The organism is Foetidibacter luteolus (assembly GCF_009650435.1).
GTDB classification, from domain to species: domain Bacteria; phylum Bacteroidota; class Bacteroidia; order Chitinophagales; family Chitinophagaceae; genus Foetidibacter; species Foetidibacter luteolus.
In genome coordinates, this window is sequence record NZ_VVIP01000079.1 from 43,394 (window position 1) to 69,536 (window position 26,143).

27 protein-coding genes are annotated in these 26,143 nt (G+C 45.0%); 14 read left to right on the top strand and 13 right to left on the bottom strand.

Annotated features, from left to right (window positions below):
- Positions 1–115: 115 nt before the first annotated feature.
- Complete coding sequence (locus F0364_RS24610) at positions 116–2,521, top strand: outer membrane beta-barrel protein (protein ID WP_153800474.1); 2,406 nt, start codon at positions 116–118, stop codon at positions 2,519–2,521.
- A gap of 32 nt (positions 2,522–2,553) precedes the next feature.
- Complete coding sequence (locus F0364_RS24615; protein ID WP_153800475.1) at positions 2,554–2,901, top strand: DUF1801 domain-containing protein; 348 nt, start codon at positions 2,554–2,556, stop codon at positions 2,899–2,901.
- 6 nt (positions 2,902–2,907) lie between these two features.
- Here F0364_RS24615 and F0364_RS24620 read toward each other — a convergent pair whose 3' ends face one another.
- The 3 genes from F0364_RS24620 to F0364_RS24630 form a co-directional block, all read right to left on the bottom strand.
- The gene (locus F0364_RS24620) at positions 2,908–3,255 is read right to left on the bottom strand and encodes a TfoX/Sxy family protein (RefSeq protein WP_153800476.1); all 348 of its coding nucleotides are present in this window, start codon (positions 3,253–3,255) and stop codon (positions 2,908–2,910) included.
- A gap of 234 nt (positions 3,256–3,489) precedes the next feature.
- Positions 3,490–3,873, bottom strand: a complete 384-nt coding sequence (locus F0364_RS24625; protein ID WP_153800477.1) for a VOC family protein — start codon at positions 3,871–3,873, stop codon at positions 3,490–3,492.
- Positions 3,874–3,903: 30 nt separating this feature from the next.
- A complete protein-coding gene (locus F0364_RS24630; RefSeq protein ID WP_153800478.1) occupies positions 3,904–4,506 on the bottom strand; it encodes a DinB family protein in 603 nt (200 codons plus the stop codon).
- A gap of 257 nt (positions 4,507–4,763) precedes the next feature.
- Between F0364_RS24630 and F0364_RS24635 the strand changes: the two genes are divergently transcribed.
- A complete protein-coding gene (locus F0364_RS24635; RefSeq protein WP_207632864.1) occupies positions 4,764–5,966 on the top strand; it encodes an aromatic ring-hydroxylating oxygenase subunit alpha in 1,203 nt (400 codons plus the stop codon).
- A gap of 390 nt (positions 5,967–6,356) precedes the next feature.
- Here F0364_RS24635 and F0364_RS24640 read toward each other — a convergent pair whose 3' ends face one another.
- The 3 genes from F0364_RS24640 to F0364_RS24650 all read right to left on the bottom strand — a co-directional run bounded on the left by F0364_RS24640 (position 6,357) and on the right by F0364_RS24650 (position 9,060).
- A complete protein-coding gene (locus tag F0364_RS24640) occupies positions 6,357–7,529 on the bottom strand; it encodes an MFS transporter (RefSeq protein ID WP_153800480.1) in 1,173 nt (390 codons plus the stop codon).
- Positions 7,530–7,558: 29 nt separating this feature from the next.
- Positions 7,559–8,287, bottom strand: coding sequence for a 6-phosphogluconolactonase (locus tag F0364_RS24645; RefSeq protein WP_207632865.1), 729 nt, complete (start codon positions 8,285–8,287; stop codon positions 7,559–7,561).
- Positions 8,288–8,553: 266 nt separating this feature from the next.
- Positions 8,554–9,060, bottom strand: coding sequence for a hypothetical protein (locus F0364_RS24650; RefSeq protein WP_153800482.1), 507 nt, complete (start codon positions 9,058–9,060; stop codon positions 8,554–8,556).
- Positions 9,061–9,251: 191 nt separating this feature from the next.
- On the opposite strand from F0364_RS24650, the gene F0364_RS24655 reads away from it, so the two are divergent.
- A complete protein-coding gene (locus F0364_RS24655; RefSeq protein ID WP_153800483.1) occupies positions 9,252–9,743 on the top strand; it encodes a YajQ family cyclic di-GMP-binding protein in 492 nt (163 codons plus the stop codon).
- A gap of 5 nt (positions 9,744–9,748) precedes the next feature.
- Positions 9,749–10,141, top strand: coding sequence for a Dabb family protein (locus F0364_RS24660; protein ID WP_153800484.1), 393 nt, complete (start codon positions 9,749–9,751; stop codon positions 10,139–10,141).
- Here the strand turns inward: F0364_RS24660 and F0364_RS24665 are convergent, their stop codons facing one another.
- Positions 10,142–10,366 (bottom strand): DUF6364 family protein, encoded by a 225-nt coding sequence (locus F0364_RS24665; RefSeq protein WP_153800485.1) that lies wholly within the window; start codon positions 10,364–10,366, stop codon positions 10,142–10,144.
- 142 nt (positions 10,367–10,508) lie between these two features.
- Between F0364_RS24665 and F0364_RS24670 the strand changes: the two genes are divergently transcribed.
- The 5 genes from F0364_RS24670 (at position 10,509) to F0364_RS24690 (ending at position 16,403) form a co-directional block, all read left to right on the top strand.
- On the top strand, positions 10,509–10,757 hold the full coding sequence (locus F0364_RS24670) for a type B 50S ribosomal protein L31 (RefSeq protein ID WP_153800486.1): 249 nt from the start codon (positions 10,509–10,511) through the stop codon (positions 10,755–10,757).
- 123 nt (positions 10,758–10,880) lie between these two features.
- Positions 10,881–12,116, top strand: coding sequence for a phosphoglycerate dehydrogenase (serA, locus tag F0364_RS24675; RefSeq protein ID WP_153800487.1), 1,236 nt, complete (start codon positions 10,881–10,883; stop codon positions 12,114–12,116).
- Between the two features lie 254 nt (positions 12,117–12,370).
- Positions 12,371–13,717, top strand: coding sequence for an ATP-binding protein (locus F0364_RS24680; RefSeq protein ID WP_153800488.1), 1,347 nt, complete (start codon positions 12,371–12,373; stop codon positions 13,715–13,717).
- Entirely contained in the window at positions 13,717–14,973 is a 1,257-nt protein-coding gene (locus F0364_RS24685) for a tetratricopeptide repeat protein (protein WP_153800489.1), read from the top strand. Before F0364_RS24680 ends, F0364_RS24685 begins: the two co-directional genes overlap by 1 nt.
- Positions 14,974–15,890: 917 nt before the next feature.
- Positions 15,891–16,403 carry a DUF2061 domain-containing protein gene (locus F0364_RS24690; RefSeq protein ID WP_153800490.1) on the top strand — a complete coding sequence of 171 codons (513 nt, stop codon included), beginning with the start codon at positions 15,891–15,893 and terminating at the stop codon, positions 16,401–16,403.
- Here the strand turns inward: F0364_RS24690 and F0364_RS24695 are convergent, their stop codons facing one another.
- The 4 genes from F0364_RS24695 to F0364_RS24710 all read right to left on the bottom strand — a co-directional run bounded on the left by F0364_RS24695 (position 16,404) and on the right by F0364_RS24710 (position 19,125).
- Entirely contained in the window at positions 16,404–16,919 is a 516-nt protein-coding gene (locus F0364_RS24695; RefSeq protein WP_153800491.1) for a HEAT-like fold family protein, read from the bottom strand.
- 9 nt (positions 16,920–16,928) lie between these two features.
- Entirely contained in the window at positions 16,929–17,651 is a 723-nt protein-coding gene (locus F0364_RS24700; RefSeq protein WP_235921251.1) for a copper homeostasis protein CutC, read from the bottom strand.
- A 48-nt stretch (positions 17,652–17,699) separates the two neighbouring features.
- The gene (locus tag F0364_RS24705) at positions 17,700–18,704 is read right to left on the bottom strand and encodes an isoaspartyl peptidase/L-asparaginase family protein (RefSeq protein WP_207632866.1); all 1,005 of its coding nucleotides are present in this window, start codon (positions 18,702–18,704) and stop codon (positions 17,700–17,702) included.
- A gap of 115 nt (positions 18,705–18,819) precedes the next feature.
- A complete protein-coding gene (locus F0364_RS24710) occupies positions 18,820–19,125 on the bottom strand; it encodes a phosphoribosylpyrophosphate synthetase (protein WP_153800494.1) in 306 nt (101 codons plus the stop codon).
- Between the two features lie 180 nt (positions 19,126–19,305).
- On the opposite strand from F0364_RS24710, the gene F0364_RS24715 reads away from it, so the two are divergent.
- Together F0364_RS24715 and F0364_RS24720 are read left to right on the top strand one after the other, a co-directional pair.
- On the top strand, positions 19,306–19,605 hold the full coding sequence (locus F0364_RS24715; RefSeq protein WP_153800495.1) for a hypothetical protein: 300 nt from the start codon (positions 19,306–19,308) through the stop codon (positions 19,603–19,605).
- Positions 19,596–19,862, top strand: a complete 267-nt coding sequence (locus tag F0364_RS24720) for a type II toxin-antitoxin system RelE family toxin (RefSeq protein ID WP_153800496.1) — start codon at positions 19,596–19,598, stop codon at positions 19,860–19,862. Before F0364_RS24715 ends, F0364_RS24720 begins: the two co-directional genes overlap by 10 nt.
- 313 nt (positions 19,863–20,175) lie before the next feature.
- Here the strand turns inward: F0364_RS24720 and F0364_RS24725 are convergent, their stop codons facing one another.
- Positions 20,176–21,366, bottom strand: a complete 1,191-nt coding sequence (locus F0364_RS24725) for a right-handed parallel beta-helix repeat-containing protein (protein ID WP_153800497.1) — start codon at positions 21,364–21,366, stop codon at positions 20,176–20,178.
- A gap of 200 nt (positions 21,367–21,566) precedes the next feature.
- Here F0364_RS24725 and F0364_RS24730 point away from each other — a divergent pair, with 200 nt between their 5' ends.
- Complete coding sequence (locus tag F0364_RS24730; RefSeq protein ID WP_153800498.1) at positions 21,567–22,850, top strand: MFS transporter; 1,284 nt, start codon at positions 21,567–21,569, stop codon at positions 22,848–22,850.
- A gap of 230 nt (positions 22,851–23,080) precedes the next feature.
- Here F0364_RS24730 and F0364_RS24735 read toward each other — a convergent pair whose 3' ends face one another.
- Positions 23,081–24,541, bottom strand: coding sequence for an alpha-L-fucosidase (locus F0364_RS24735; protein ID WP_153800499.1), 1,461 nt, complete (start codon positions 24,539–24,541; stop codon positions 23,081–23,083).
- Between the two features lie 789 nt (positions 24,542–25,330).
- Here F0364_RS24735 and F0364_RS24740 point away from each other — a divergent pair.
- Positions 25,331–26,143 carry a hypothetical protein gene (locus F0364_RS24740; protein WP_153800500.1) on the top strand — a complete coding sequence of 271 codons (813 nt, stop codon included), beginning with the start codon at positions 25,331–25,333 and terminating at the stop codon, positions 26,141–26,143.

Below are 26,143 nucleotides of genomic sequence, written 5' to 3' on the forward strand. Positions count from 1 at the left end.
TATTTGCTTTTTGGGCCCGATCCCGAAAACTTGTTTCCACTGCTCATCTTTTGCAATTGCCATTAAAATAAAAACCTGTTTAACTGCGCAAACCGCTTGTTATATTGTACCTGTTATGCCAAAACGTTGTTTATACCTGCTGCTGTTTATCTGTTGTTTTTTTACCGCCATAGCCGCGGAGCCAGGCGATATTGTGGTTACCGTAACCGATACGCAAAACCAACCTTTGCCGCATGCCACCGTTGAGTTGTTGCGACAGAAAGATTCGTCGCTGGTGAAAGTGCAGTTAACGGATACCGCGGGTAAAGCTGTATTCAGGTACGCCGGTAACACCGGTTACCTGCTGCGCGTAAGCCGCACCAGTTATAACATTGGCTATGTGCTGGCCAGCCAGCAACCGGTAAACGTAATTTTGCAGCCATCTGAAAACCTGTTGGGCAATGTAACTGTTACGGCACGTAAACCACTGGTACAACAACTGGCGGGCAAAACGGTAATTAATGTAGATGCTGCCATATCCAACACCGGCACTACGGTAATGGAAGTACTGGAAAAATCGCCGGGCATTTCGGTTGACCGTGATGGCAACATTAGCTTAAAGGGTAGGCAGGGTGTATTGGTATTGATTGACGACAAACCTACCTATCTTGGCGCGGCGGAACTGGCCAGCCTGCTTAATAGTATGAACAGCAGCCAGGTTGAATTGCTGGAACTGATGGATATTCCGCCGGCCAAATACGATGCCGCCGGTAGCGCCGGTGTTATAAACATTAAAACAAAAAAGAACAGGCAGCAGGGTTTTAACGGCAACCTTAACCTTTCTTACGGTCAGGGTCGCTACCCAAAAAGCAACAACAGTTTGCTGCTTAACTACCGCAACGGGCTGTTTAACTTTTTTCTTAATTACAGCAATAATTATAACCGGGCTTTTACTGACTTGTATGCGCTGCGTACCTACTATCACCCGGTAAGCGGCGATATTACCTCGTTGCTGGAGCAACCCACCTACATTACTTTCAGCTCTAATAACAATACGTTGCGTACCGGCTTTGATTACTATTTAAGCAAAAAAACAACGTTGGGCTTAGCGCTTACCGGCACCAATGTTGCCCGCCGCAGTAATGGCAATGCCAGTGCTTACTGGCTGGGGCAATCAGCACAACCGGATTCTGTTATTGATACCCGCAGCAACAACCGCAACCAACTGCGTAATGCGGCCATTAATATTAACCTGCGCCACAGCATAAGCGCCGCCCAGGAAATATCTGCCGATGTAGACTGGCTGGGCTACAGCATTAGCAGCAACCAGCACTTTGAGAACACGCTTACCGGGAATAACGGATATACGGAAGCTGTTAGGGGCGATATACCATCTGAGATAAAAATCTTTTCCGGCAAGGCTGATTATACCGCAAGCATTGATGAGCATTATAAATTGTCGGTCGGGTGGAAATCATCTTTTATCAACACCGATAACCAGGCAGATTATTTTTTACGGGAAGGAGAGGAGTGGCTGCCGGATGCAGGCAAGACCAACCACTTTGTGTACGCAGAAAATATCCATGCCATTTATAGCAGCCTTGAATACAAGCGGGGGCGCTGGAATGGCCAGGCGGGCCTGCGTTATGAAACCACCCACTACGAAGCCACGCAGAAAAACATGGCTGCGGGTAAAGACTCTGCTTTCTCGAGAAATTACAGCAGCCTTTTCCCTACGGCAATGCTGAGTTTTGAAGCTGACAGCCTGCACCGCTTTACACTTACCGCCGGCAGGCGCATTGACAGGCCGGCTTTTCAGAAACTTAACCCCTTTGTTTTTATCATCAACAAATACACTTACCAGCAAGGCAATACCATGCTGCTGCCACAATACTCGTGGAATATTGAGCTGTCCCATTCATTTAAGGAATTGCTTACCACGGCTATCAGTTACAGCTATATAAAAGATTATGCTTCGCAACTGTTTCTTACCAAAGACGACAACATTCTTGTTTACACGGATGGCAACATGGGCAAAATGCAAAACATTGGGCTAAGCGTAAGCACACAGTTAACACCATTGCCGTGGTGGAACCTTACTGCTGAGGTGGTTGCCAACTACAAAAGGATTGAAACCGTATTGTGGAAGGAATACAAGGCATCCATAAGGCAGGCGAATTTCAATATCAATAACCAGTTCCGGCTGGGTAAAGGCTGGTCGGCTGAGTTGTCCGGGTACTATATTACCAAAGCAATGGATGATATACAGGAAATACTTGACCCTACCGGGCAGGTTTCCATGGCATTTGCCAAACAGTTGTTTCAAAACAAAGCTACCCTTAAACTGGCGGCGAGGGATGTATTTTATACACAGGTTATGCAGGGGCTTACCACTTTTCAGTATGCAAAAGAGTTTTTTGCTTTGTGGCGTGACAGCCGGGTAGTTACCCTTACTTTTAGCTGGCGTTTTGGAAAAACCTTTAAAGCTGCCCCAAGACGTTCCGGCGGCGCTACCGATGAAATGAACAGGGTGGCTTCTTAGGAATTTATCAATAAAAAACAACCGGAATACCCATGTTAAGCGCACTCGACAATTTTTTTCTGCAAAAAAACGAACCTGAAAAAAGCTGCCTTCAGGCACTCAGGCAAATTATACTTCAATACAATGCAGGTATTACCGAGCACTGGAAGTATGGGTTACCATTTTATTATTACAACGGTAAAATGTTTTGCTACCTGTGGATACATAAAAAATACAAACAGCCTTATATTGGTATCTGCCAGTCTACGCACATAGAGCATCCGCAGTTGTTGATTGAGAAAAGGGCGAAGATGAAAATACTGCTGGTGAACCCGGAAGAGGATATACCTGTTGATACAATCGCACTGGTATTCAGGCAATCGCTCAGTATATTTAAGTAACCGGGTTTATTTCTTTTTCTTCTTTGAAGCTTTGGCTATTGCATTATACTCCAGCGCAAGGTTAATCCAGTATTCCAGTTGCTTTTTGGTTTGTAAGGCATCAATATCCACAAACACATAGCCTTTCATAACCTTGCCGGTAAAATCCATGGGCCGGCAGCCTTCGTTTTCCAGAACCTCTTCGTAAATGGCGGGGTTCAGGCGTACCATCAAACGTTCCTGCTCTACGCCAACACACATTTTATCGTTTACCATAAAACACAACCCGCCAAACATTCTTTTTTCTTCCACGTTAGATGCTGCGGCTGCAATAAGTTCTCTTGTCCTGTCAGCTAACTGTTCGTTGTATGGCATAGGCTTAAAGATTTGTGCAGTTAATGCTTTCTGTAAAAACGCCTGCAAAAACCAGTTTGCTGTTTTGCAGGCGCTGTACTAAGCTTGATAATCCTTCAGTCAATGTCGTTTAGTTATAGATGTCAGCCTGAGTTTGTCGAAGGCGTATGCATAAAAAGCAAAGGATAAAAACCGGTTTCGATAAGCTCAACCTGACATTGGTTTACTAACTAAACGACATTGCCTCTTCAGTAATCAGCTCTGAGAATGCAGGGCCACCACATTGCCTTCAGTATCGCTAAAGAAAGCCATGTAACCAATGTCATCGCTTATTTTGGTTTTGGGCATAACAATAGCGCCGCCAGCCGCTTCAACTTTCCCAAGGGCATCGGCCAGGTCGGGGTTGCCGTTCAGGTAAAGTTTAACCCCGTCAGTTCCCGGCTTATGCATGCCGCTCTTACACAATGCCCCGGACGCCTTGCCGCTACCAGGGTCGTACGGGAAAAAAGCCATCTCCATACCCATCATGTTTTGCTGCTCCATTTCAATACCAAAAATGGCTTCATAAAATTTGCGTGCACGGTTAATATCGGCTACGGATATCTCAAACCAGTTTAGAGCGTTTTCACTTGTTGTCATAGTACTTGTTTATGAATGGTTAATAATGTGTCAGCTTTTCGGAAAAGCGGGGTTGGCTTTTACTTCTTCAATCTGCAGCGTATGCCTTTCGCTGTGGGCGGCTATAAACAGCAGCCCCTGGTAAGCGTCAATTTTGCCAAACGGAAAATCCAGGTAATGGCTGCGCAAATCAGCGGTGGTTGTTTTGGTGAAGTTCATAAGGCTATCCCTTCGCTCTTCGTATGTAGCCAGTGTTTCCGCCACATTTCCAAACTGGCCGCTGGGCCTTAACGCTTCAGGGGCCTTGGCTTTAAAACTCCTGTCAGTAATAATTTTTATAATGCCTTCATCCGTATGTTTTACTTCGCCTTTTTTAGAAGGGTCTGCAGGCTGCTGCAGAACGCCCTGCACCATATCGAATAAAGCTTTTTCCGACGCGGTAATATGTTCAATGCAATTGGCAATGCTCCAACTGCTGTCAGTAGCTTTCCAGTTAAGTTGTTGTTCAGAAAGTCCTTTTACATCGTTCAGCAGGCGGTCCTTTGTTTTTTGCATGTACTCAAGCGCAAACTGTGCATTGTTGGTTTGGGCGTTTATGCCCATCCCGAAAACAGAAAAGAATGTTACGGCAAGCAGTAAGACTAACTTTTGCATAGTGGTAAATTTTGGTTTTATAGCAATGAAAGTAGGCTAAAGCTACAGCTATTATCAAAACAATGTTATAGCCGGTAATGGTGGAATTTTTAAAAATTTATGGGCCGGGCAGCAGATTTACTATGAAGCTTTACTTGCGTCGCACTCTTGTACATTCTGTTCGCTACGCAGCTTTTTAGCCCGGGTATGTAAGCCCCTCTGTTCAAAAATAACTCTGTACATTTATGCGCGGTTATCATCACTTAAAGCATGCCATTATGAATAAAGCCTGCCTGCCAGGTCTTCTTGACCATTATCAATCCGGGTGGAGCCTTGAACAGCCGTTTTATACCAGTACCGAAGTTTTTGAGGCAGAATGGAAACATATCTGGAGAAAATACTGGTTGTTCGCCGGCACCGTTGCGGACATACCCAAACCGGGCGACTTTTTTACTTACAAAGTACATACAGATTCCATCATCATCATACGCGGTAATAACGGCGAGGTGTTTGCGCATTACAATACCTGCCGCCACAGGGGATCACTCATTTGCCTGGAAGAAGCAGGCCATGCTGCCAAACTGATTTGCCCTTACCATCAATGGGTATTTGACAAAGATGGCCGCCTATTAAAAGCGCGGCTGATGCCAGATGATTTTGATAAAGCCACGCACAGCCTGCACCCGGTAAAGGTGGAGGTGGTGGAAGGTTTTATTTTTATATCGCTGAACGATAACCCGCCCGACTTTGCTGCCGTGGCCAAAGATTATGCATCGTTTTTAAAGCCATATCAACTGCAAAGCTCAAAAGTGGCCTTTAAAAAACGCTACGAACTACGCACCAACTGGAAACTGGTGGCAGAAAACTTCAGGGAATGTTACCATTGCGGCCCGGCCCACCCGGAATATTGCAGCGCCGTTATTGGCGCCAACCTGCGGGAGCCTGTAGAAGAAGTTTTAACAGAGCGCCGGGTGGCATGGAAAGGCAAAGGACTGGCTACAGACAATATTGATTTTACAGCAGACTCTTTCCATTTTGCGGTGCGCTACCCGTTACGGCCGGGTGTATCCAGCTACAGCCTTGACGGTAAACCCGTGGCTAAGCCCATGGGCCAACACCAGGATTACGATGCCGGCGTACTGGGCTTGGTAGTGTACCCTAATTTTTGGATGGATGCCGTTAGCGACTACATGTGGACGATGCGCCTTACCGCAGTAAGCCCTTCTTGCACCATTATTGATTTAACATGGCTTGTGGACAACAACGCTGTTGAAGGCATAGATTACGAAACCAGCCGCTTAACAGAGTTCTGGAAGATAACCGGTGAACAGGATTGGGAACTTTGCGAAAACAATTTCAGCGGTATTGAATCAAGCCATTACCAGCCCGGTCCTTATGCTCCCGTGGAATTAGATGTGGCCAAATTTGTGGACTGGTATATTGCCCGCATGCGGGAAGCTACCGTGTGTACACATTTTTAGAAGAAACAAAGGAACACGGATGACACGGATAAAATGGATTTTCACTGCTTGTTTTCGCATTTGCGAAAACATCCATTAAAAAATCAAACTTACACGCTAAAAAAAATATGGATTTGCCGGCTAATGCTGCATCGCAGCATTAAAAAATCCTAAGTATCCGTTCCATCCGTGTCATCCGTGTTCCATTTAATATTTGTGTACACAGGGTAACAGGAGGGAAGGGGTAGGAGAGATGCCTGGTTGATAATGCCCTGGTGCAAAAAGCGGGAAAAGCTGCGTAGCGAACAGAACGTACAAGAGTGCGACGCAAGTAAAGCCTCATAGTAAATCTACAGCCGGGCCCATAATAACTCCCCTTCAGGGGACGGGGGCCAGCCGGGACCATAAAAATTACTTTCTGTAGGGTAATTCTGTGGCCCTCGTTTTCATAACAAAGGCCATTACCAGCCCCGTTACAAAAACGGCTGCAGCGTTCAATAAAAAAATGGCGGATATCTTCATGTGGGCATCGTACAAAAAGCCTGTCCACAGGTTGCCTGCAATAGCGCCTGCGCCGTAGTAAGCGGCATACAGCAACGATTGGCCCGTAGCCCTCCATTCCACAGCCACCAGCCGGTTTACATATTCCACACATGCCACCCAAAACAACGACCAGGAAATGCCGTGCAACAGCTCTATAAACAGCGCTGCATGCGGGTTGGTTGTTACGCTGTATAACAGCAACCGGGCCGCAGTAGTAAAAACGGTAATAAGCAGTGTTGTTTTAAGGCCAAGCCTGCGTATAATTACAGCGGAAAAATAAAACAAGGGCAACTCGCAAATGCCTTGTAAGGAAAGCCCATAACCAACCAGCGAGGCCTTTGCGCCGTTCTCTTTCATGTACAGCGAATAAAAGTTCCAGATAGTGGTTGCGCCGGCAGAAATAAGCACCACACAAAGCAGCAGGAACAACAGGTTTTTGTTGCTAAACACGTTTGCTGCATGCTTAAAAGACTGCCCCTGGCCATTGGTTGCAATGGCCTTATCTGTCTTTAACGTAAAAGCAAATAAAAAAGCCAGGAACATGCTTATGGCCGAGATAATAAAGATGACGGTGGTGCTGATATGCGTAATTAAATACCCGGTAACTATGCCTGTAACCGCCCAGCCCGCAGCGCCGGCAATGCGCAGGCTTCCGTAAGAAAAAGAGGGGTTCTTTTGCACAAGCTGCAGGGATAGGCTGTCCAGCACCGGCTGCACGCCGTTATAAAAAAAAGCCATGAAAATAGTAATCATAAAAAGCCATGCAAAACCACCACTATACAGGTAAAGCAGGTAGCTGGCAGCAGCCAGGCTTGTGGACCAGAGCAGGCATTTTTTATAGCCATACCTGTCTGCCACCATGCCGAAAAGAGGCTGCACCAAAAACATCATGCAGGGCGTAACACTTAAAATAATGCCGCTTTTCAGGCCGGTTATGCCATGGTCTTTCAGGTAGTCTGCAAATATGGGCAGCCAGGCAGCCGTGCAGCAAAACACAAGGAAGTAAAGAATACGCAGCCTGTTGGCATCATTCATTTTCATTGGCAAGTGTGGGGTATATAAGCAATCGTTCAGCGGGTTAGCATAGATGCCGCTTCTTCATCAATAGCAATTTCTCCGTTGTTGTGCAGCCTTATAACAGTAGCGGGTATATCGTTACCTATTTTGTTGTGTATGGTTTTATAAATAATGCCCGCTTTTTTTGCGCCGTTGGCAATAACAATGGCTTTGCGGGCATCCAGCAAATGTTGCAGGCCCAGCGTTATTCCCTGGCTCAGGGGTACCGGTTCTGCAAAATATTTTTGCCCAACAGTAATGGTTGTTTCGTCAAGATCTATAACATGCGCATGCAGGTTAAAAGAAACGCCGGGTTCATTAAATCCTATATGGCCATTCATGCCAATGCCCACAATCATCAGGTCAATACCGCCCTTTTCTGCAATAACAGCATCCATGTCCGCACACGCTTTGGCAGGGTTGGCGGTAAGGGCGTCGAATACAAATACCTGGCCGGTTGCCAGCCTTAGCGGTTCAAATAAGTAGTGGTGTAAAAAGTAGTGGCAGCTACCTGTATTATCAGGCGGTATGCCCAGCCATTCATCCAGGCCAATAAACGTAGCGCGGCTAAAATCTGTTCCTTCTTTTGCAGCCATGGCTGCCAGCAGTTGGCAGGTTAATTTGGGCGTATCGCCAGAGGCCATGCAAATAACCGCCTCCGGTTTATCAATAACCTGTTGCAGAATTTGCCTTGCCACCTGTTCCGACAGTTCCTGGTAGTTTTTGTAAATATTCAGTTGCATGGGTTGAAAATACATTTTCCATAGCACATAGCGATAAACAAATCACCCGTAAACAATTTGTGCTTACGGGTGATGGCAGATTGTAAATTGAGTAGCAGAAGATTTTTCAGGGGGTGTCCCTCGTACCTCGGGCCGGGCTTTCCGCTACAAGTCCTCACCACCTCCGCTAAGGCTACGGTGGTTGCGGGCTTTCCGCTTCAATCCCTCACCCTTAGGTGCAGCCTGTTGCTTCTTTTGCAGCCATGCTGCGTGTTTTGGCAACAGCCTTACCTGGCCAGTTCAGCCAGGCGTTGGCCACCTTCATCAGTATTAAGCCAAGCTGTTTTTTTGCCGTTTAAATTTATGCCTGCAAGGGCTGTACCCTTCGGTAAAAACTTTGAAGAATAGTAAAAAATCTGCATTCCTTTTCCTGCATGCTTCTTTTCCAGCGCCAGCAGTTCGTTTATAGGTATGGTCATTCCGGCATCTTTGCCTTCCGCATCGGCAAACTTCCACTCTTTAATCGTATTACCAGCGGCATCCTTTATGGCAACACTTCTGCCTTTGCCCACTTCCCCGCAATGGCTGTAAAAAACAACCAGGTTATCGCCGGCCTTCGCTTCGCTTAGCTGCAGGTCATCAAGCTTTAAGCCTGCCTGGTGAACATACTGTTTTAAAATAAGTTTGTTGTTCAGGTAAATGGTATAGCTATCGGCGCCGGCAAAAGCGGTAACCGCAAAAGTTACCAGGCAAAAAGCGGTAAAGGCCAACGGCTTTGCAATAAACTGTTTCATAACAAATAATTTTTAGTTGATGAATTGTGTTTTCATGTCAAAGGAACTTTATAACCTGCAGGGCAGGTAATTGCTTTGACGAAAAGACGGGCTTTCTTGATATACTGCTGTTTACCGGGCTGGGTAAGTAGCTGCAGTAAACCTAAATCGCCTTACATTTGAGCTTATTTTCCCAATCAAAAAGTATTGTTATGCCATCTTTTGATGTAGCCAGCGCCGTTGACCTCCAAACACTTGATAATACGGTTAACGTTGTTAAAAAAGAAATTAGCAACCGGTTTGATTTTAAGGATTCGCCGGTTAACATTGACCTAAACAAAAAAGAATACCTGCTTAATGTGGAAGTAGAAAGCGAGATGAAGATGAAGCAGGTAATAGATGTTATCATCAGCAGGGCCATGAAGCAGGGTATAGCCGCCAACGCGTTTAATTTTGACAAAGACGCTTATCCCAGCGGCAAAGTGATAAAGAAGGAAATATCCGTTAAAAACGGCCTTAAGCAGGAAGATGCTAAAAAAGTGGTGAAGCTGATAAAAGACAGCGGTATTAAAGTACAAGCCCAGATAATGGACGATATTGTGCGGGTAACAGGCAAAAAGATTGACGACCTGCAGGCTGTAATAGCCGCATTAAAGGGCGCCGATCTGGGCATGCCCCTGCAATTTAATAACATGAAAAGTTAACCAATATGAAGCTAACCAAAAGTATTATCCTTATTACCGCTGTAACAGTAGCTATTTCCTCATTCGCTTTTATAAAACACCGTCAAAGCAATATGTTCAAGCACATTGTATGTTTTAAATTCAAACAGGGCATTTCTGATGCAGACAGGCAGAAACATATTCAATATTTTGCCGCTTTAAAAGACAGCATACCTGAAATTGTTGCTTACGAAGGCGGCGAAGCTGAAAAAGTGAGTTACGAAAGCACCGCCGATTACGACTATGTACATATTGTAACCATCAAATCGAAAGAAGATTCGGAAAAGTATTTTCACCACCCTGCACACAAGCGTTTTATAGAAGCTAATAAGGCAAGCTGGGCCAATGTGTTTGTGATCAATACGAATTCGGGGGAGTAGTTAGAATGTGAATTCAGCAAGAATATCCTTGCTGCCGGTTGTATAAGTGCCTGCGGTTTTATCAATCCATTCATCAGTTTCAGCTTGTGTTTTGCCTGAATCCCGCTGTATGGAGGCCAGTAAGTCATCTATATACCTGGAAATGCTTTTGTTTTGTGAGCGGGCATGTTTTTTTATGAATTTCTTTCGCTCACTTGAAATTAATATGGTCAATTTTTCCTGCATACTATCTTTTCGTACAAATTTAAAAAAAGATACGAAACGGATTAATTCTCTTTTTTTGGCCAAAAACCCTGTTCCCCCTATCTTTGCGCTCCATTTTATAAAGCACACGGCCATATCCGTGGCACCTTAAAAATTTCATTACATGAAACAAGGTATCCATCCAAACAGCTACAGGCTGGTTGTTTTTAAAGACATGAGTAACGGCACAACTTTCCTGAGCCGCTCTACCGCAGCTACCAAAGAAACCATCCAACACGAAGATGGCAACGAGTATCCACTGGTTAAGCTGGAAATTTCGAATACCTCGCACCCTTTCTACACAGGCAAAAACGTATTGGTAGATACTGCGGGCCGTATTGACAAATTCAAAAAACGTTACGCGAAGAAATAACCGTTGTTTACGTAAAAAGAATAGCAATCCCTCCGACTGTATCAAAAGTTTCGGGGGGATTTTGCTTTTTTATTGCTGCTATTAACCACTATTTTCGTCCACTTTTTATAAATAACCAAAGAAATGACCCAGGCAATTACCAGTTATCCCAAAGAGAAGATCAACATTCTTTTTTTAGAAAACATAAGTGATAAGGCTGTTCAGCGGTTTAAGCAATCCGGCTATGAAAACGTAAAAAAGCTGGCCGGCGCATTAGGTGAAGAAGAACTGATGCATGAAATTAAGGATGTACACCTGCTCGGCATACGCTCCAAAACAAAAATTACCCCAAGGGTGCTTGAAGCAGCTAAAAAGCTGCAGGCCATCGGTTGTTTTTGTATTGGCGTAAACCAGGTTAACCTAAAAGAAGCTACCACACACGGGGTGGCTGTTTTTAATGCGCCCTACAGCAATACCCGCAGCGTGGCAGAACTGGTAATAGGTGCAGCCATTATGCTGATAAGAAGGATTCCCGATAAAAATAATGCCGCCCATAAGGGCATCTGGCTAAAAGAAGCCAAGGGAAGCTTTGAGCTGCGTGGTAAAACGCTGGGCATTATTGGCTATGGAAATATAGGCAGCCAGTTGAGCGTATTGGCCGAAGCCCTGGGTATGAAAGTGTTATTTTATGATGTAGAAACCAAGCTGCCGCTGGGCAATGCCAACTCCTGCAAAAGTATTAAGGAGGTGGTAAGCCTTAGCGATGTAATTTCCCTGCACGTGCCCGAAACCGCCCAAACAAAGAACCTTATCAATAAAAGCGTTCTCCGGAATTTTAAAAAAGGTTCTATATTAATTAACTATGCCAGGGGAGAAGTAGTTGATCTTCAGGCGCTTGCTAATTGTTTAGCTGCTGGTGACCTTGGTGGTGCGGCCATTGATGTGTACCCCTGGGAGCCGGAAAAAAACGGCGACAAATTTGAAACACCTTTACAGGGTTTACCCAACGTTATCCTTACCCCGCACATTGGTGGGTCTACTGAAGAGGCCCAGCAAAACATTGGCGAAGATGTAAGCATCAAGCTTTTTAATTATCTTGAGAAAGGTATTACGTTTGGTTCTCATACTGTGCCGGCGTTAAGCCTGCCCCCGGTAGAAGGCGCCCACCGTATACTGCACATACACAACAACGTGCCTGGTGTGCTGAGTGCTATTAACACTGAATTATCAAAAAATAATATCAATATTGTTGGCCAATACCTTAAAACCAATGAAGAAATAGGTTACGTGGTGTTGGATGTTGATAAAAAGCTGTCCAACAAAGCGCTGGAGCTGATACGTGATGTAAAGGAAACCATTAAAGTGCGTATGTTGTACTAAGCCTTTGCCAGGTTGGCCACAGAGGGTAGATTGTCGCCCGTAACAAATGAGCAGGGATGAGGATGCGGGTGAGGGATTGAAGCGGTTACCCCGGTGAGGCCATCGCAGCCGGGCTGCTGTGCCGGAGTATGAGCGGAAAGCCCGGCCCCTTGCTATAGCTTGGGGACACCCCCAAAATAATATTCCCATTTAAAACAATAATACCAGGGCGTTTTGCATATATAGTACCCATTTACCCTGAAAATGAATATAATATGAGTGAAGCTATAGACCAGTTGAAGGAAGCATTGTCTTTTTCTCCCGAAAACATTCCATTGCGGTTACATGTGGCAGATATGATGCTGAAGGAAAACCTGCTGGATGATGCCGCGGGACAGTTTAATGAAGTGCTGAAAAGAAACTACGGCAACGCCAAAGCCAGGAAGGGCCTTGCCTCTGTATATTTCAGGCAGAAAAAATTCTCTACCGCTATTATAGTTTTTGAAGAACTGTGGAAACAGGATGAGCTTACCTGGGATGAAATGGTGCAGTATGTGCGCTGCCTGGTTAAAGAAAACTCTATGAGCGATGCTGTGGAAGTGTATAAAAAAGTTCTGGCTTTAAATCCGTCTTTTACTGATGTGGAGCTGGATGCCATACTTAGAACACCATCTGCCGGCGCCTTTAATGATGATTTTGAGTTTGATGATGATGACGACTTCGCTTTTGACGATGAAGCAGGCAAACCAAATTTCCTGATGGAAAAACCTGACCTGAAATTTGAAGATGTGGGCGGCATGGAGCAGGTGAAGCGTGAAATTGCCATGAAGATTATCCAGCCGCTTAAAAACCCAGATTTATACAAGGCGTTTGGCAAAAAGATAGGAGGGGGCATACTGCTTTACGGCCCGCCCGGCTGTGGCAAAACTTACCTGGCCAGGGCAACCGCCGGCGAAATTAACGCCGGTTTTATTAACATAGGTCTGCACGATATACTGGATATGTGGATGGGCAACAGCGAGAAAAACCTGCACGCTGTTTTTGAATTTGCCCGCAAAAATGCCCCCTGTGTAGTGTTTTTTGATGAAGTGGATGCGCTGGGCGCCAGCCGCAGCGATTTGCGCCAAAGCAGCATGCGCCATGTTATTAACCAGTTTTTGGCAGAACTGGATGGTGTACACGGCAAAAACGACGGCGTTTTAGTGCTGGCTGCTACCAATGCACCCTGGAGTGTTGACAGTGCCTTTAGAAGGCCCGGGCGTTTTGACCGTATTATTTTTGTGGCGCCGCCAGATGAGCAGGGCAGGGTGGAGATACTAAAACAGCACCTGAAAAATAAGCCGGTTGAACCCATTGATATAAACGCGATTGCCAAAGTTACCGACGGATACTCCGGCGCAGACCTGCAGGCCATTGTGGATATTGCAACGGAGTTGAAGCTGGAGGAATCTTTTACCAAAGGCTCCGTGGAAAAAATAACTTCCAAAGACTTGCAAAAAGCCGTTAAACAGCACCGGCCTACCACTACCGAATGGTTTAACACGGCCAGGAATTATGCTTTGTACGCCAATGAATCAGGCCTGTACGATGAAATACTGAAATACCTGAAAATTAAGAAGTAATGATTGGCGAAAACCGGCACATAGCAAGGGCCCGTCTGCTGCTGGGCCAGGGCAGGCTTAAAGATGCGGAAAAAGAAGTGGGCTATGCTTTGCAGCAAGACCCTAACGACCATGAAGCTATGCTGCTGCTGGCTGAGTGTAAAATAGATGCAAAAGACTACGATGCGGGCATTTCCCTGTTGCAGCAGGCCATTCTTCTTGACCCGCACAGCGACAGGCCTTATTATCTTTTGGGTTTTGCCCATTATCAAAAAGATAACCTTAAAGAGGCAACTAAGCAACTGGATATTGCCATTCAGTTGAACCCTTACCATGCCGGTTATTTTGGATTGTACGCTTACATTTACATGGAGCAGCACAATTATAAAGCCGCCCTTGAAAAGGCCAATGAAGGCCTAAATGTTGACCCCGAAGAACTCACCTGCCTTAATGCCCGGTCCCAGGCTTTGTTCCGCCTTAAAAGCAGCGACGAAGCTTATGAAACCATCAAAGAAGCACTTTCCATAGACCCCGATAATGCTTTTACACATACCAATTACGGCTGGCATTTTCTTGAAAAGGGCAAGCATAAACAGGCCCGTGAGCATTTCAGGGAAGCGTTGCGTATTGAGCCTACCATGGGCCGGGCAAGGGCCGGGCTCAAAGAGTCGCTAAAAGCCAATGTGCCGCCTTACCGCTGGCTGCTTATGTTTTCCCTTTGGCTGTCGTCCAAATCAAAAGCTGCACGCTGGGGTATTATCATTGCGTTGTGGATAGGGGTGCGGCTTGCTACATCAGCCAGTAAATCGGCAGGATGGCAGGTACTCGCTTTTGTGCTGGCAGCATTGTACCTTGCTTTTGTTGTGTTTTCGTGGATAGGCAACTCGCTTGCCAACCTTTACCTTTCTTTTCATAAAGAAGGTAAATATGCCCTTACCAGCAGCGAAAAATATAATGCCTGGAGTATTGGGGGCGTTATCCTTTTGTCTATTATTTTCTTTACACTCAATTTCACTACCGGCGGAAAAACACAAGGCGCCCTGTTTTTCTGTTCAATTGTCGTTTTTTCGCTGGCCATGCCTTTAAGCCAGTTGCAATACCCCATAAGCTTTGTCACCCGCAAACCATCTTTCTGGATGGCTTTTGCCCTTATTGGGCTGGGTGTATGTACCTGCTTAAGCGCATGGATAGCTCCGGCAGTTTTTACTGTATTCCTATCCGTCTATATGCTGGCGTTTTTGGTATACACCTGGGCGGGCAGTTTTTCCGGCCGGTAACAAATTTAGCAGCCTGCCGGCTACAGGCAGGATGTAAAATTGAGTTTTTAGGGGGTGTCCCTCGTACCTCGGGCCGGGCTTTCCGCTATTACTCCGGCACAAGAGCCCTGCTGCGATGGCTTCACCGGGGTAACCGCTTCAATCCCTCACCCGAAAGACAGTTGCCGGTTACAAGTTGCAGGTTACCAGTCTGTTGGTGTGTAAATGCTTGGGGTTTTTAGGGGCGATGATGTGCAAGTTCTCCACTGCGGTAGAGCCGCAAACACTAAACTTTAAACAAAAGAACCTTGAACAGCAAAGCCCCGTAGGGGCGGCATGTCAGTAGATAAGAAAAGAGACGCTTTACTAGGAGCGCCGTAGGTGCGATATGTTAAGCCGGGTGACGTATAACAGCAAGATTAATGATTAACAGGCCCTGGTGCAGGAGGCCGTTCAACATGCCGCCTCTACGAGGTTTTACAAACAGTTCGTGACTGCATGCTTGCTACTATAACATATCGCTCTACGGAGCTTCGCGTTTGGTTGGGGGAGTACCCGAAAGCCGGTTACTGGTTACAAGTTGCAGGTTACCGGTCTGTTGCACGAGATGATAATGTTATTTTTAATATCATGTAGCGGAAAAAATATTCAACGAGCCCGGCGGAAGAATCATGCTGTATATCTTTTCTTGACTTTTTTACGCAACCTCCCATTCCGGTTGCCTTTTTTTTGTCAAGCCTGTCCCGGACTTGTTACGGCGACAAAAGGTAAAATAAGGATATTCAAAACAGGTATGTGCAAATGCTACGGCGCAAGCTTTTAACACCTGTTTAAAAATAAAAGTCTACAATTTTAGTGTGGTTAAAACTGATTGCCTTACTTTTATCCATAATTCCTACTGAACCTATATAGATAGGAACTTCAACAACAAAAGATTTATGCCGGTAATAAAAAAGGATAAAAGCGCAAGGGTTTTTGCAAAAGCAACTTCATGGCGTTTTTTTGCAACTTGCGATACTATTTTACTTTCATGGATTTTTACAGGCCAGATTGGAACTGCTTTGAGAATAGGGGTAACTGAAGTGGCTACCAAAATAGGGCTTTTCTACCTGCACGAACGCATTTGGGACAAGCTATCCTTTGGCAGGACATATACCCAGGAAAACAACGAGGTTATAGTACATGATAAGCATTACCGCAGTGTGGTAAAGGGCGCAAGCTGGCGCTTTTTCGGTACGCTTGACACAATGATCATCGCCCTGCTCTGGACCGGCGATTACACAAAAGCATTAGCGATAGGCGTTACTGAAGTAGTTACCAAAATAGCCCTGTTCTGGCTGCACGAGCGGGCCTGGCTGAAAATAAAGTGGGGGAAAGAAGAACGTGTACTCGACGAAACGAAAGTAGCAGCCCAGGTAAATTTTTCAACTGTAAAAGCAACTACCGCATAACTACAAATAAGGTAAAATTTTACGGGCCCTTGCCTTAAAGGCAGGGGTTTCTGTTTCATATACACTATTGATAATCAACTTTAATTCTTCCTTTATTTCAGTATAAATTTTCGCCAGGTTAAACAATATTGTTAGCGAAAATGCCTTAATAGCAGCAGGGGTGGAGGGGCTTTCAATAAGCCTGAAACATGCATTCATTACCTGCCCGTGAAACGCTTCCGGTATTTCAATAGCTTTGAGTATCCTTACGGTATTTCGTATCACTGCCGGGTGTACACCTGTTTTATCCAGTTGCTTTACCAGGGTATTAAGATGAGGAGTGATCATGGAGGGCTGGTCCCTCACAGCCCTGCTTACACACCACGCAGCCCGCTGAGCCAACCTGTAATCATTTGACAGGAAGCAATCCATCAGTTCCCTGAAATTGTCAGCCTCTGATATTGCGAACGTTGCTACAGCCATTGCCAGCTCTTTGGTCTGTCTTTTAGCATGCAACAATTCTTTCCGGATGTTCATACAATTTTGTTAATCAATATTTTGTATGGCTTTCTTCATTTTTTTTACCTCTTCGCTGTCGGCCATTGTACTGTTAAGTGTTTCCTGCATGCTGTATTGCAAATATTCCATTTGAGAAGGGTAAGCTTTTCTCGCAGAAGAATGAAGCTCTTTAGCCCCGGTATATGCGGAAAGCTCGGCAATATTGGTACTGCGTACACCTGAACCTGGCATAATGATGATCCTGTCGTCTGCCTGCCTAACTAAATCCCGGATGAGTTCCTTACCATCGAAAGCATTGAGTACCTGGCCGCTGGTAAGTATACGCTGGCAGCCGCAGTCAATAACATCTTCCAGTGCATGCAGTGGTTCTTTGGCCCGGTCAAAGGCGCGGTGAAAGGTAATCTCCAACGGATAGGCTATTTCCACCAGGTGGCTGGTTCTTTTTTTGTCAACAGTGCCATCTATATTCAAAAGGCCGACAACTAACCCTTCAAATCCTAATTCTTTGACTGTCAATAGATCTTTAACAATTACCTCGAATTCATATTTAGAATAAAAAAAGTCGCCGCCACGTGGACGAATGATGGGAAACACAGGGACGGTTATTTTTTCACGCACCATTTTAAGCGTACCATAAGAAGGGGTGGTTCCTCCATCAAAAGGGTTTTCACAAAGTTCAATCCTGTCTGCCCCGGCTTTTTCAGCAGCAAGGGCTGATTCAATATTAAAAACGGCAATCTCAAGTAACATTTCTATCCTGTTGATTTATAAATTTTGATACTATAGCAGCAGGCTTTTTTAAAGAAGGTGTTTTCCTTTAACCATAAAGTTCTTATCGTCAGCATAGCAAACAGCAAAATCAAACCCGGTTTGAATACAATACCCACCATATTCACCCTGTTTGTTAATGGCGATAAAACCCACCTGGAATTCCCGGGCTTTTGCCGGGTTCTTGTGAACAATTCGTTCTACCGCTTTTTTACAAGCTTCCTCGGGTTTCAGGCCCTGGCGCATCAGCTCAACCACCAGGTGTGTACCGCAAATCTTAATCACCTCTTCACCCAGCCCGGTGGAAGTAGCCGCACCAATTTCGTTATCCACAAACAAACCAGCGCCGATAATCGGAGAGTCGCCCAGGCGCCCCCGCATTTTAAAGCCCATACCGCTGGTGGTGCAGCTACCGCTAAGGTTGCCATGGGCATCCAGCGCCACCATGCCGATGGTGTCATGGTTCCAGTCTCCATTGTTTAATTTAGCGGGTGCGAAAGCGTGGCCGCTGTTTTCAATATTAATCTGAGGTTTGTACTCACTTTTCTTCAGCCATTCCTCGTAGGCTTTTTTGGCATCGTCGGAAAGTTTTTGTTCTTCCAGCGGAAACCCTTCTGCAACGGCGAATTTTTGGGCGCCATCGCCAACCAGCATTACATGCGGCGTTTTTTCCATTACACGGCGTGCCACCGAAATAGGATGCTTTATTCTTTCCAGGAAAGCTACGCTGCCGCAGTTGCCGTTTTCGTCCATAATGCAGGCGTCGAGCGTAACAAAGCCGTCCCTGTCAGGGTTGGCGCCGAGGCCTACACAGCAGTTAATGGAATCTTCAGTAACCATTACACCGGCTTCTACGGCGTCCAGTGCACGTCCATTATTTTTTAAGATTTGCCAGGCAGCACGGTTAGCATTAAGGCCTTCCTTCCAGGTTGAAATAACCAGGGGCTTTCTTACCGCGGGTTTGTGAAAAGACGAAAATGAAAAAGCTGATAATCCCAGCGAGCCTATACGGATAAAATTCCTGCGGTGTAGCATCAAAAATAAATTTGCGATGAAAGTACATGATAGCGCTAAATAAAAAACAAATGGAGGCAAACGACCGTAGAAAAGTTTCTTTAAACTGCAGTAAAAGGTTTAAACATTGATATAATCAATGATGTACAGAAAGCTTTCTCAGCATTTCATCGTCAACAGCGTCACTATAAGCGCCGTAAGCGCTTACCAGTGTTCCTTTCATGGCTGAATCGTGGGATTCAATCACATACAAAGCAGCAGAATCGCCGGGGTCTGTCTGGCCTTCAAAACGATAATAGCCGGTAATTTCGAATTGTGACGGTGAGAGGCAAACGCCGGTTTCTGCGCATTTTACTTTGTCAAAAGCCAAGTTGAAATCTGTAGTGTAACCTTGTTGCTTTAGTGATGAAAGCGCTTCGGTAAGTGTATCATAAGCTTGCATGGTGTTGATAGTTTATTGCGTGAATTTATCGTCGTACATGAGTGAAAATCTGAACGTTACCAATTTACATTAATGCTTCGTCTCCAGTATCTATTCCCATAATTCATTTTATAGGTTTATTAAAACTATTTAATATTTTTGTTCTGTAAAAATACATATCGAAAAATGTAATCAACAATTATGCTATCTGTATTTTCTGAGTACAACGCCATAAAAGAAGGAATGGCTAACCTGATAGAAGTAAGCGGCTACCGAAATGATTATCTTGCCCGTAAAATAGGGATTTCCAATGCAAACTTTTCTGTAAAAAAACAACGTGGAAGCTGGACAGATAAAGAGCTGGCAAAGCTGGTTGATGTTTTAACGAATGTTAATGAGGACGTGGAGGATTTATTAATGTTACAAATTGTACGAAGCAGAAAAGATGAACCAACCATGAGTTACGAAGAATATAAAAAGGAAGTAGCTTCATGGAAGTAAGATTTACAAAATCCTACCTTAAAGACTTGCAAAGTATGCCAAAGTACATACAGGATGCTGCGCACCAGATTGCTGAAATACTAAGCCAGGCGCAAAGTATTGACACAACCGGTTTGGACATTATAAAGATGAAAGGTCAAAAGAAAGGAGAGAAATACTACAGGATTAGAACCGGCACTTTTAGAATTATTGCAGAGTATATAAGTCCAACGATAATATTGTTGACAATCGGAAGTCGTGGAGACGTCTACAAATAGCTTAAAGGCCCCGCAACTGCAAAGGCGGGGCTTATTTATTGATTAATTTTCGTGAATGCAGGTACAGAAATAATTGGTAAATCATTTTCCTATAATTTATATTATGTTAAGTAGAAACCAGAACCCAACTCTCCTTTTGCTCAATCCAATCCCAGCCTGCAAAATGCCCGCAATGCTTATACCCGCTTAACTGTTGCCATGAAAACCGGAAGTACACGCTGTGCGACGCAACGATGACGCCATGAAATACTTCTGCCGGGCCCATAAAATTGTTTCAAAAAATTACCCGGCGCAGGCCGGGTATTTTTAATTCTTATTTTTTCTTGCGGCCGCCCTCGGTGCCGCCAACATAATTGTTGGGTACAGCATCAAAAATGCGGCTTAGCCATAATCCTTTATCGTAAGTAAGATTTTTGATGGTTCCGGGAACTGCCGGTAATGCGCCCCGGAGGCTGCCATTCATTATATGTACCGGGTATTTGCCCAGCAATGTACCGCCTTTTATTTCTACATTTTCCATCCACAGTTTTTTGGCCCCAAGGTTAAAGCCAAAATCTGACCGGTTGTCTATAAAAATTGCGCTGGCGCCACTGGCAAGGCCGGCATCCTTTATAACTACATTTTTTATAACCGGCTCGCCACAACTGAATATGGTAAGCCCGGCGCCATTACAGGTTTCTACCGATAGGTTCTCAAAAGTGCCGGTGGTGGCGTCCTGCAGGGCTATACCGCTCATTTGATTGGGCTGTTTGAGCAGGGCTGCATTTTTTACCGTAAGGCCATTTATTTTACAGTCCTGGGCATTGGTTACCTGGAAGCCATCCCACCCAGTGTTTTCGGCGCTGCAATCGGTAACGGTTAAACCTACTATAGGGCTGTTGATGCAGTTGTCTTTATACATGGATGTATTGCCTATGTAATAACCTTCTGTATGGGTGTTTTTTACGTGTACGTTTTTCAAGTGTATGTTGCGGATAACGCCGTGCGGGTAAAATGTGCTGGAGTCTGTAGCCCAGGCGTCGTTCTTTATCATAACGCCCACGGATGCGCTGTCTACATTAATATCTTCCAGCGTTACATCGGTTGAAAAATATACACGCACACCAATACTGGCAGAATTGCCTTTGATGGTTAAGCCCTTGAGCTTTACGTACTTCAATACAAAATCGGCGGATTTGTTGGCATCTCCCCCTATTACAACACCCGGCGCAGCGGTTATTACAACCGGTTTATTCTCCTCTCCCTTTACCTGGTATAATGTTATGCTTTTTACAGATTCCGTTATCAGCAAGGTATCGCCAGGCTTGTAATCAACTTTACTGGCATCTCGTATATTTATTTTGCCACCGTTTATGGGCAGTTTAACTGTTTTATTGGCTGGCGGAGGTGGCTCCGGTGGCGGGTTTACCGGCGGTGGGTTGGGGTTTGGGTCATCCTGGGCTGATTTACTGCAACTTAACAGCATTGCAAGAATAATTGTTAACAACATAGTGTGCCTTTTCATAAAAAGCGTTGATTAGGGTATTTTCCGACGACTTCGGTAAAATAAGAAGTTTTGGGGAAAATTGCAAGTCAACGCCTGGTAAATGTCATTGGTTTTTTAGCAGGGTCAGCATTAAAAGTAAAGGTTTATGCCGGTTAATAATTTCATACATAACTCTTTAACATGAATTTTATGTAATAATTTACCGCAACGCTATTCATATGTCAAAAAAGCACGATACTTCCTGGCGCATTAAGTCAATTATCGGGGGCAGCATCGGCAACCTGGTGGAGTGGTACGATTGGTATGCTTATTCTGCATTTACCATTTATTTCGCATCGGCTTTTTTCCCAAAAAGCAGCCCTACGGCGCAATTGCTGAATACTGCCGGCATATTCGCGGCCGGCTTTTTAATGCGGCCACTGGGCGGTTACCTGTTTGGCCGTATTGCGGATAAAAGCGGACGAAAAAAAGCCATGACGTTATCGGTTTTACTTATGTCGTTTGGCTCGCTGCTTATTGCCGTTTTGCCCGGCTACAACAGCATTGGTACAGCCGCGGCGGTTTTACTGCTTGTGGCAAGGCTAATGCAGGGACTTAGTGTGGGTGGTGAATACGGCACTTCTGCAACTTACCTTAGCGAAGTTGCGGCCAGCCACCGGCGCGGTTTTTATTCCAGCTTTCAATATGTAACACTTATTGGCGGGCAATTAACCGCATTGGGTTTGCAGTTAATATTGCAACAGGTATTAACAGAGGCGCAACTGCTTGGCTGGGGCTGGCGTATACCGTTTATTATCGGCGCACTGCTTTCTTTAACCGCCTTGTACCTGCGGAGTAACCTTAATGAGTCCGAAGTATTTCAAAACAAGGCGGCCGCTAAAAAAGAAAGTTCCCTAAAAGAACTGCTGAAACACCCTCGCGCCATCGCTACGGTAACCGGACTTACCCTGGGCGGAACCATCGCTTTTTATACCTATACCACTTACATGCAAAAGTTTTTGGTTAATACGGTGCAGCTTACAAAAAATCAGTCCACACTTCTCACCTTTTTATCATTGCTGTTGTTTGCTTTACTGCAACCCGTGTTTGGGCTACTATCTGATAAGATTGGCCGCAAGCCCTTACTGCTAAGCTTTGGCGTACTGGGCACTTTGTGTACAGTACCGTTGCTTACGGCACTAAGCCAAACCAGCGGCATGTGGATGGCTTTTGTTTTTATGATGGCCGCACTGTTAATTGTAAGCGGTTACACTTCCATTAACGCCGTGGTAAAAGCAGAGCTTTTTCCTGTGAAGGTACGGGCATTGGGTGTTGGCCTGCCCTATTCATTAACGGTGGCTATTTTTGGCGGCACTGCTGAGTACCTTGCACTTTGGTTTAAAAACGCCGGTTGCGAAAGCTGTTATTACTGGTATGTAACCGGCTGCATATTTATATCCCTGCTGGTGTACCTGAAAATGAGCGATACCAAATACACTTCGCTTATTGATAAGGAAGAATAAAAACTTCGTTTTTTTCTTTTTTTATGGTTACGGGCTTTATGTACCATGTGGCAGCTTCGTTGCGTCGCATTACGTTCATCGTTCTGTTTTTCATGGCATCTTTTCAGACCCGGATAGACAAAGCACTCATCCCCAGTTTGCAATCTTGACATCATTAATATACAAAAGCCCGGAATGCCATGCATTGCGGGCTTTTAAGTGGATACTTTTACCGGTAGCAGTACTAACCGTTATTCTTTAACAACATTTATTTTAAATACGGCCGCATACCTGCCCACCTGTTTGTTGTGCAACTTCGCGGGTAATTTGATAACAGTATTATCATTTACTGTTTGCCATTTAATATTGGCGCCCGGTGCATCCAGCAGTTTAATGCTGCTGCCCCTGTTAAGAAAGAATTTATTCAGCGTAATGGATGCAGGTAATATTACCTTCTCATCATTTTCCGGGGACAACACGTAGATGTACAACTGCTTTTTATCTTTTGACTGTAAAAAAAGCAGGTTATCTTTTTCATAAGGCGCCATGGGTATAGTGTTGTACACAGCTTCGCTATGCACCTTCATCCATGCGCCAATATCTTTAAGGCGGGCATAGGCGCTATCGCTCCAGTCGCCATCAGGAGAAGGCCCGATATTTAACAGCAGGTTACCTCCGCGGGAAATGATCCTGGCCAACAAATGCACCAGGCTGTTGGCCGATTTATAGCTGTCATCCGGCACATAACTCCAGGAGTTGCCCATGGTAATGCAGGACTCCCACGGGTGAAATACCGGCTCTGTTGGCACTGTTTGTTCCGGCGTTACATAGTTTTCAAATTCGCCGGAAACTGTTCTGTCAACCACCAGCAAGCCGGGCTGATAACTGCGTGCCATACCGGCAATATTGGCCATGTCAATATCCTGGTTATAAGGTATGGTACGCTGCCATTCCACACTGGTATCTATGGAAGAATAAGGCCGTACCCATCCCCCATCCAGCCACAGTATGTCCATACTGCCGTAGCCGGTCATCAGTTCTTTTATCTGGTTGTAAGTAAACTGTTTAAAGCTGTTCCACTTTTCAGGGTATTTTTTAGGGTCGTAGTTTACGTTACGGCTCTTCGGTGGAAAATAAGGCCACCAGTAAAAAGGCGTATGCCAGTCTGGTTTGGAAAAATAAGCGCCGGTCATAAATCCCTCATTGCGAAAAGCATTAAACACTTCTTTGGCAATGTTGCTTTTGGGATTGGTAGAAAAGGGTGTTTTGGAGTCCGTTATCTTATAGTCTGTTTCCTTGGTATCAAACATGCAAAAACCATCATGGTGCTTGGTGGTAAACACCACGTATTTCATACCGGCTTCTTTGGCCGCGGCCGCCCATTTTTCAGGATTAAATTGTACCGGGTTAAAACTTGTCTGCAGGTTTTCATAAGCCTTTACATATTCAGTGTAGCTGGCACTGTAAGGGCCGCGCCGTACCGTCCAGCCCTCATCTTCCGGGCAAATGCTCCAGCTTTCCACTATGCCCCATTTGCTGTAGGTTCCCCAATGCATCATCAGGCCAAACTTTACATCCTGCCAGCGGGAAAGTTTTTGCTGTACCAGTGTATCAGCGGGAAGAATGTAGTTATCTGAAAAATTATGTTGCTGCGCGGTAAGCTTAACGCATAAGCATACTGCCGCCAGGGTTAACATGTTTCTGAGGGGCATGCGTTTACAAAGTTTAGTTAGATAGATGAATATACCAGTGCTGCGCAAAGAAAAGCAAGTTTCACACATACAGTATCAACTAAATTACCCGAAAGATGATTTTATTCATCATTTTTTACCAGAGCCCGGCTAAAGCCTTTGTTAAGGCAGAAGTTTCAGGTATCGGTGTGGCGACATTCTTGTACAGGCATTTTGCTCAATTTAAATGCACCGGGTCCGCAAAACTGCAACCGTTGGAAGTAATCTTTACCCAATAAATGCCTGTAACGTTTATACTGGTCTTTCCAGAAGACAAGCCCCTGTTCCAGATATAAGAGGTATCGGTGTGTGCTTTTACAGTGCATGCGGCAGCTTTTTCCTGCTTTTCTGCACCATACTTCCTCAGCGGAAAACCAAATTGCGGATCCTACACCGGATAGACAACCCTGACAATAAAAAAGGCAAAGCACTTGACATAATCATCCGGGATAGCTACTTTTATTTCAGATTATACAGGCCTGCAAGTATGTCTGAATTTCTCCCGCAAAAAGGCGTTGGAGAGAAATTGCTGACCCGGAATTTATTTGCCTCTTCAGTACGAGTAATAGATAGGCAGTGAAGAACTATACCCAAAATCCCCTCTTTTGCGCTCTTGCGACATATAGCCGGTTTTTACAAAAGAACACCCGGATATTTTTCTACGTTATGCAGTGATGATTGATAAGTAATGGATATGTATTGAACAAGCGAAAAAATCAGCATTCCTGTACCCAGAGAGTTACAAGTATGTGAACTGTAAAACAATTTGCTATGAGTGATGTATATGGCGCCATATCTGATGATGCTATACAGCGAATCATCAATGATACTCACGTAAAAGCGCCCTTCTTATTCAACTATGTAGCTCCGTCCATTCGTTTTGTACAGGATGACGCGGGGCGCCTGGTGGACACTGAAGAGCTTTGGGTAACCTGTTCGCCTGTTGAAGATTCCCCTTTGGATGGAGAAGTGCCACGGTTTACCCGTATGCAGCCGTTTTCGCTGCCCGGGATTCCGGTAAAGCTTCCTTATTGCATACAAATTATTGACGCGGCACTGGATTTTCATCCGGGAAATATTATAGCCTTGCCGCCAGAACTGCCATCGCCACTATCAGAACAAAATTTTTCCATGTCAGCGATGGTTCAGTTTGGTATGGCCTGCATACCAGATAAATTGAGTGCACTTCAACCCATCCCTAATCTTGCCAAACATGTATGGCGCCTGCCCGTGTTACCAGTAACAGAACTGGTTTGCTTTACCCTGAATGTATTTGCTTTCGGCCGGGTTACCGTAACCCCTGAAAATATAGGCGCCGGCATTCCCTTTGACAGAATTGGGCTTGCAGTTGGCGGTATTGAGATTGTAGACATAGAACCAAGGGGGCTTGAAAACGTAGTGGAATGCTACCTTATCGCAATGTTGAAGAGTTATGTATTGCCCAAGCTAATACTCTCGCTGGAAGACCAGGTAGTAAAAAGCCTTGGGCTTACTGTTACGTCAAAACTAACTGCCGGACTCCCTGATAATCCCGCGATTGAAGAAAATGAATTACGCATCTGGCTGGATGTAAAAGTTATCTAA